At 58.8% G+C, this 4,032-nt stretch carries 4 protein-coding genes and 1 pseudogene; all 5 read left to right on the top strand.

Annotated features, from left to right (window positions below):
• On the top strand, positions 1-1,914 hold a 1,914-nt coding region (locus tag AWM79_RS01400), incomplete at its 5' end, for a T6SS phospholipase effector Tle1-like catalytic domain-containing protein (protein WP_060781973.1).
• A 127-nt stretch (positions 1,915-2,041) separates the two neighbouring features.
• Complete coding sequence (locus AWM79_RS01405; RefSeq protein WP_060781974.1) at positions 2,042-2,551, top strand: DUF2931 family protein; 510 nt, start codon at positions 2,042-2,044, stop codon at positions 2,549-2,551.
• Entirely contained in the window at positions 2,538-3,194 is a 657-nt protein-coding gene (locus AWM79_RS01410; RefSeq protein ID WP_082712561.1) for a DUF2931 family protein, read from the top strand. Before AWM79_RS01405 ends, AWM79_RS01410 begins: the two co-directional genes overlap by 14 nt.
• Positions 3,181-3,837 (top strand): DUF2931 family protein, encoded by a 657-nt coding sequence (locus AWM79_RS01415; protein ID WP_082712562.1) that lies wholly within the window; start codon positions 3,181-3,183, stop codon positions 3,835-3,837. The genes AWM79_RS01410 and AWM79_RS01415 overlap by 14 nt, the downstream gene beginning before the upstream one ends.
• Positions 3,824-4,032: pseudogene (locus tag AWM79_RS24055) on the top strand (DUF2931 family protein); the annotation flags it as partial. The gene AWM79_RS01415 and the pseudogene AWM79_RS24055, both read left to right, overlap by 14 nt.

Genomic DNA, 4,032 nt, shown 5'->3' on the forward strand with positions numbered 1-4,032 from the left:
GTAAGTGTCCAGGCCCAAAACGCCACGCTGGAACTGCTGGCCCGGCAGGGGCTGAGCATCACCAGCACTGAAGACGAAATCCGTATCGTCGCGAAAAAGAAAATCACCCTCAATGGCGGCGGCAGCTACCTCACCCTCGAGCCCTGCGGTGTCGAATCGGGCACGGTAGGTGACTACACCCTCAAGTCCGCGCACTTTGAATACTTCCCGAGCAAAGCCCCACGGGTTGCAGGGATCGCGACACTGCCGGCGATCATCGATCCACCGCTTGAGTTCCACGAGCAGTTCCAGATATTCGCCAACGATGAGGAACAGGTACTGGCAGATACGCCCTACAAGATCACCGCAGCCTCTGGAAAGGTTTGGAGGGGAACGACTGACAGCCAGGGTTTTACCCAGCGTGTCTACACTGCGACGCCCGAAAAGCTCTCGTTGATCTACGACATGGAAGAAGAGGAAGAAGAGGAAGAACTCGACGGCATTACCCTGCGCCTGGGCCTATTCTTCGATGGCACCGGCAACAACCTGGCCAATTCGGCAGCCACTGAACAATGCCGTCGCGAAGACCTGACACTGTTCGACCACGACGAACTGGAAAGCATTATCCAACAGTGCGAGCGGTACGGTTTTGATGGGTTCGACGGGAGTGCCTTCAACGCTGCGCCGGATAATAGTTACGGCAATGCGCCCAGTAATGTGGCTTATCTGTATGACTTGTATCCAGACCATGCCGTCGATGGTCTTCCTCCCGAGGCAGAGATTGGTTATCTGCGTGTCTACCTGGAGGGCATAGGGACTCGTAGTGGAGACAAGGACTCACTTTACGGTCAGGGGTTGGGGCGGGGTGAAACCGGAGTGGTGGCGCGGGTTGAGCAGGCACCGGAATTAGTCAAGGAGCAGCTTGATCTCTTTCGGCAATCCAATCCTGACACCTCTATCCGCCGTATAGAGTTCGACATATTCGGTTTCAGTCGTGGTGCCGCCGCCGCCCGACACTGTGCCAACGAACTGCTCAAACCGGGTCGGGGCGTGTTTGGCGAGTTGCTGCAAGGAGGACGCTTTGGCCTGCTGGCGAGTTTCGACCCGGTGGTGGATATCAAGCTTAACCTGGTCGGTCTGTTCGACACCGTTGCGGCTATTGCAGCCGTTGCGCGTGGCGACCTAAGTCCAACGGATGCCAATAACCCAGGGGTCAATCTGTATCTGCCACCGGGCTGCGCCCGCCAGGTCATCCAGTTGCATGCCCGCGACGAGCACCGCCTCAATTTTGCACTCAATAGCGTGCTGCACGGCCACCAGCAAATCAGCTTGCCCGGTGTTCACTCCGACATTGGTGGGGGTTACTTGCCGCGTGCGCGTGAACGAGTCTGGTTGATTGCGCCGCGACGAATCACCCTGGCGGCCCAGCGTCCGGTGCAGACGCATCCGTTGTGGGCGCAAACTCGTGCTCAGGTGTTGGCCCTGCGCGCCCGTGGTCTGGCCGGCGACGGCAGTATCGAGATCAAGAGCTGGCCAATACCCCGGTCACCACGTGGCGGTCCGGAGAGCGACGAGCAGGATTACCTGTTGACAATTGAGCTTGACCGGCCAGTGCGTGGCGAGTTGGCCTTGATTGGGTTGCGCTTGATGCGTGAATTAGGCGTGCGCCATGGTGTGCCTTTCAAGAACCTAGACGCACGACCTGACTTGGCCCTTCCAGATGAGCTGCAACCTATCGCCGCGCACATCCTGGATCAGACACTGGGAGGCATCGAAGTCAGCCTCGACCCCGACCAGGAGCGTTTGCTGCGTGGCCGCTATATCCACCAGTCCGCCCACTGGACGCCCAGTAAGGGCTTGCTGGTCAGCAAGCCAGCGCCGAATAACGTCCGTAATGTCTATCCCAACCTGCCGCAGAAGGGTTATCCCCAATGAAGCGTTTAAGCCTGCTGGCCGGCCTGCTATTGAGCCTGAGTGCCTGCGCCAGCGGGCCGAAACCAGCCAGCTCCCACCCAAGTTGCCTTACAACAGTTGGTACGTAGGTCTGGCCGCCCCGCGCCATATGGAAGTTTGGGTTGAGACCGTGGACGTGCTCGACCAGCGTAGGTTGGCGTTCTTTCGTGTACATGGCGGGGTCGCCGGCTACACCCGCCAGCCAGAAGGCTGGCACAAGGGAGGCGGAGCGATGAAGCCCGTAAATAACGTTGATCTGCCGGAACGGATCTTCCTGCGTTGGCAATCACTGGTGGAGCCGCAAGCCTACAGGATCAGAATCCCGATCCCGCAATGGGTGCGCGATGAGATGGTCAGGCCGGAGCGGGTGTTTTGCGCGGCGGACCAGGAAAACGTAACGCTTTATCGCAACAGAATAACGCTGGGCATGGCCCCTGGTGGCATTGTCAAGGTTTGGGTAGGAGCGGGTTGCCTGGGGTTCAAGGAGGTTGGGCGCTTTCAGGCTGAGGTCGAGGCTCTAGGACCTTATAGAGGCAAGAGCAACGGTAAATACGTGCCGATAGAACCCGAGAACAAAGCCTATATCGACCAGCACGGTATTCCCTATGGCACTTGGTAAACACGCGCAGCGTCTAGGCCTGTTGATCGGTCTGTTATTAAGCCTGAGTGCCTGCGCCAGCGGGCCGAAACCACCAGCTCCCCCCAAGTTGCCTTACAGCAGTTGGTACGTAGGTCTGGCCGCCCCGCGCCATATGGAAGTCTGGGTTGAGACCGTGGATGTGCTCGACCGGCGTGGGCTGGCGTTCTTTCGTGTACATGGCGGGGTCGCCGGCTACACCCGCAATCCAGAGGGTTGGCACAACGGCGGGGGAAAAATGAAACCGATCAACAACGTTGATCTGCCGGAACGGATCTTCCTGCGTTGGCAATCGCTGGTGGAGCCGCAAGCCTACAGGATCAGAATCCCGATCCCGCAGTGGGTGCGCGATGAGATGGTCAAGCCGGAGCGGGTGTTTTGCCAAGGCTCCAAAGAGTGGAGGGAGGATTATCGAAAGATGATCACCTTAGGCATGGCCCCCGGTGGCATCGTCAAGGTCTGGGTGGGAGGGGCTTGCCTGGTGTTCAAGGAGGTTGGGCGCTTTCAGGCTGAGGTCGAACCGCAAGGACCCTATCTGAACGGCAACGGTATCTATTACCGGGCGCCGAATCCTGAGGCTCAGACCTATATCGACCAGCACGGTATTCCCTATGGCACTTGGTAAACACGCGCAGCGTCTAGGCCTGTTGATCGGTCTGCTATTAAGCCTGAGTGCCTGCGCCAGCGGGCCTAAACCACCGGCTCCCCCCAAGTTACCTTACAACAGTTGGTACGTAGGTCTGGCCGCGCCGCGCCATATGGAAGTCTGGGTTGAGACCGTGGATGTGCTCGACCAGCGTGGGTTGGCGTTCTTTCGTGTACATGGCGGGGTCGCCGGCTACACCCGCCAGCCAGAAGGCTGGCACAAGGGAGGCGGAGCGATGAAGCCCGTAAATAACGTTGATCTGCCGGAACGGATCTTCCTGCGCTGGCAATCACTCGTGGAGCCGCAAGCCTACAGGATCAGAATCCCGATTCCGCAGTGGGTACGCGATGAGATGGTCAAGCCGGAGCGGGTGTTTTGCCAAGGCTCCAAAAAATGGAAGGACGACTATCGAGACTCGATCACCTTGGGTATGGCCCCCGGTGGGATCGTCAAGGTCTGGGTGGGAGGGGCTTGCCTGGGGTTCAAGGAGGTTGGGCGCTTTCAGGCTGAGATCGAACCGCAAGGACCCTATCTGAACGGCAACGGTATCTATTACCGGGCGCCGAATCCTGAGGCTCAGGCCTATATCGACCAGCACGGTATTCCCTATGGCACCTGGTAAACACGCGCAGCGTCTAGGCCTGTTGATCGGTCTGTTATTAAGCCTAAGTGTCTGCGCCAGCGGGCCTAGACCACCCTCCCCCCCGAAGTTGCCTTACAACAGTTGGTACGTAGGTCTGGCCGCCCCGCGTTATATGGAGGTTTGGGTTGAAACCGTGGATGTGCTCGATCAGCGTGGGTTGGCGTTCTTTCGCGT

The sequence above is a fragment of the Pseudomonas agarici genome (genome assembly GCF_001543125.1).
GTDB classification, from domain to species: domain Bacteria; phylum Pseudomonadota; class Gammaproteobacteria; order Pseudomonadales; family Pseudomonadaceae; genus Aquipseudomonas; species Aquipseudomonas agarici.

What these genes read in the sequence shown, in the direction of transcription:
- AWM79_RS01405 (WP_060781974.1), top strand. Translation starts at nt 2,042, where the DNA reads ATGGAAGTTTGGGTTGAGACCGTGGACGTGCTCGACCAGCGTAGGTTG.
- AWM79_RS01410 (WP_082712561.1), top strand. Translation starts at nt 2,538, where the DNA reads ATGGCACTTGGTAAACACGCGCAGCGTCTAGGCCTGTTGATCGGTCTG.
- AWM79_RS01415 (WP_082712562.1), top strand. Translation starts at nt 3,181, where the DNA reads ATGGCACTTGGTAAACACGCGCAGCGTCTAGGCCTGTTGATCGGTCTG.